Origin of the sequence: Nonomuraea antri (assembly GCF_013283785.1) — a bacterium.
GTDB lineage: Bacteria > Actinomycetota > Actinomycetes > Streptosporangiales > Streptosporangiaceae > Nonomuraea > Nonomuraea antri.
Window position 1 is genome coordinate 1 of record NZ_JABCPZ010000487.1, and the last position, 2,218, is coordinate 2,218.

At 72.9% G+C, this 2,218-nt stretch carries 3 protein-coding genes; all 3 read right to left on the reverse strand.

What is annotated here, in order from left to right; all coding sequences use genetic code 11:
- Positions 1 to 16: 16 nt before the first annotated feature.
- Positions 17 to 1,546 carry a multicopper oxidase family protein gene (locus HII36_RS54745; protein WP_173531310.1) on the reverse strand — a complete coding sequence of 510 codons (1,530 nt, stop codon included), beginning with the start codon at positions 1,544 to 1,546 and terminating at the stop codon, positions 17 to 19.
- The gene (locus HII36_RS54750; protein WP_173531311.1) at positions 1,543 to 1,908 is read right to left on the reverse strand and encodes a hypothetical protein; all 366 of its coding nucleotides are present in this window, start codon (positions 1,906 to 1,908) and stop codon (positions 1,543 to 1,545) included. Before HII36_RS54750 ends, HII36_RS54745 begins: the two co-directional genes overlap by 4 nt.
- Before the next feature lie 11 nt (positions 1,909 to 1,919).
- Positions 1,920 to 2,218, reverse strand: a 299-nt coding sequence (locus HII36_RS54755) for a BBE domain-containing protein (RefSeq protein ID WP_173531312.1), incomplete at its 5' end; no start/stop codon positions are given.

Genomic DNA, 2,218 nt, shown 5'->3' on the forward strand with positions numbered 1-2,218 from the left:
GGGCGGGGGGATCGGGTTAGATGACGTCGAAGTTGGCCATCATCGCCATATCCTCATGTTCCAGGTTGTGGCAATGCATCACATACCGCCCCCGGTACCCCGTGAACCGCGTGATGATCTCCACCGTCTGCGCCTCCCGCAGTTCCACGGTGTCCTTCCACTCCGGCGGCCCCTCGGGCCGTTCGCCGTTCACCGAAAGCACCTGGAAGTGCGCCAGGTGCAGATGCACCGGATGCGCGACGTCGCTGGTCACCCGCCAGATCTCGGTATCGCCCAGCTTCGGCCGGGCCTCCACGTGCTTGACGTCGAACGGTCGGCCGTTGATCAGCCACCCGGTTCCCCCGTGCATGCTGCCGCTGCTGAACTCGAAGTCGCGGGTCGCGGTCGCCTTGGCCGGGTCCAGCGGTTCGATGCGTGACAGCCGGGCCGGGATCGCGGAGTCGTCGCGGGCGTCCCGGTCCACGGCGAACCGCATCACGCGGGCCTGCGGGCCCTCCCCCGCCAGGTTGCGCAGCTCCACCTGGTCGCCGACCCGGTAGGCGGAGAAGTCGGCCACCACGTCCACCCGTTCGCCGGGGGCGAGCCGTACCTGACGTACCGGACGGGGCGCGGCCAGCAGCCCGCCGTCGCTGCCGATGCGCACCAGGGTGCCGCCGGGTGACAGGGCCAGCTCGTACGTCCGCGCGTTCGACCCGTTCAGCAGCCGCAGCCGGTACCGCGCCCGGTCCACCCGCAGTTGCGGCCAGGGCGCGCCGTTGACCAGGATGACGTCCCCGAGCACGCCGCCCATGAACATCTCCCGCGCCCCGGGCCCCTGTTCGCGCCCCGGGTACGGCATGGTCCCGTCCTCGGCGAAGGACCGGTCGCAGATCATCAGCGGCACGTCCCGTTCCCCGGAGGGCAGTGGCAGCGCGGCCTCCTCCTCGTCCCCGACCAGGAAGAAGCCGGCCAGTCCGCGCCACACCTGGGGGCCGGTGTAGTCCATGCGGTGGTCGTGGTACCAGAGGGTGGCGGCCCGCTGCTCCAGCGGGAACTCGTAGTCGCGGTGCGCGCCGGGCTGCACCAGGTCGGTGGGGTAGCCGTCCGACTGGGGCGGGGTGTGGCCGCCGTGCAGGTGGGTGACGGTGGGCGCGGCCAGCCCGTTGGCGACGCGGACGATCGTCTTGCGTCCGCTGCGAGCCCGGATCGTCGGCCCGGGGAACTGCCCGTCGTACCCCCAGACCTGGGTACGCAGGCCGGGCAGGATCTCCACGTCGGCGACGCGCTGCTTGAGCTCGTAGTAGTCGGCGTACGCGTCGGTCTTGTACGGCCGGGCCACCTGCGGCAGCGGCAGCGGCACCGCGAACGGCTTGGGCAGCGGCGCGGTGCTGGCCATGAGTTCGGGCACCGGCGTGCCGCCGATCAGCGAGCAGCCCGAGGCGGCCGCGACGGCCGCCCCGAGCCCGAACAGCCGCAGCGTCTCCCGCCGCGTCAGCGCGGGACCGCCGCCACGCGTCCGCCCGGCCGAACTCGTGCCGCCGCGCGCCCGACCTCTGGCCGGGCTCATGCCGCCGCCGTGACGCCGGTGCGCCGACCGGTCCAGAGGCGGCTGAGCTGCAGCACGCTGCCGGCGAACATCACCACGCCCAGCGGTACGTGCAGCGCCTTCATGTGCGCCATGCCCAGCGCCATCTGCACCACGGTCACGACCAGCAGGCCGACCGCCGGGGCGATGCCACGGGCCGAGCCGCCGCCCGGCCGCCACACCAGGATCGCGGCGACCAGGTGCAGCAGCCCGGCGACGACGACCGCGATGGCGGCGACGCTGTGCAGCATGCGTCCGCTGGGCGAGGACAACAGCAGTCCGGCGGTGATCGCCTGGACCAGCAGGGTGGCCGCCTGCAGGGCGACTGCGACGCGGAGGAACATCGGGGGTCTCCTTAGAGTGACGCGCCAGGCGCGATGTTGTGGGACAGGCCGAGCACGTTGTCCGGGTCCCAGGCGGCCTTGACCTGGGCCAGCCGGGCGTGATCGGCGGTGGTGTACGCGGCCCTGGTCCGGGCCGGGTCGGTCAGGAAGTTGAGGAACGAGCCTCCGGTGGCGTGCGGGCGCAGCCAGCCGGCCAGCACCCGCACCCCCTCGGCCGCCGCGTCCCCGCCGGCGACAGAACGCTCGGCGGAAAGGCTCTCAGCAGATGAGTCCTCGCCGATGGAGGCGGAGGTGGCGGCGGGGACGCGGC

What these genes read in the sequence shown, in the direction of transcription:
- HII36_RS54745 (WP_173531310.1), bottom strand. Translation starts at nt 1,546, where the DNA reads ATGAGCCCGGCCAGAGGTCGGGCGCGCGGCGGCACGAGTTCGGCCGGG.
- HII36_RS54750 (WP_173531311.1), bottom strand. Translation starts at nt 1,908, where the DNA reads ATGTTCCTCCGCGTCGCAGTCGCCCTGCAGGCGGCCACCCTGCTGGTC.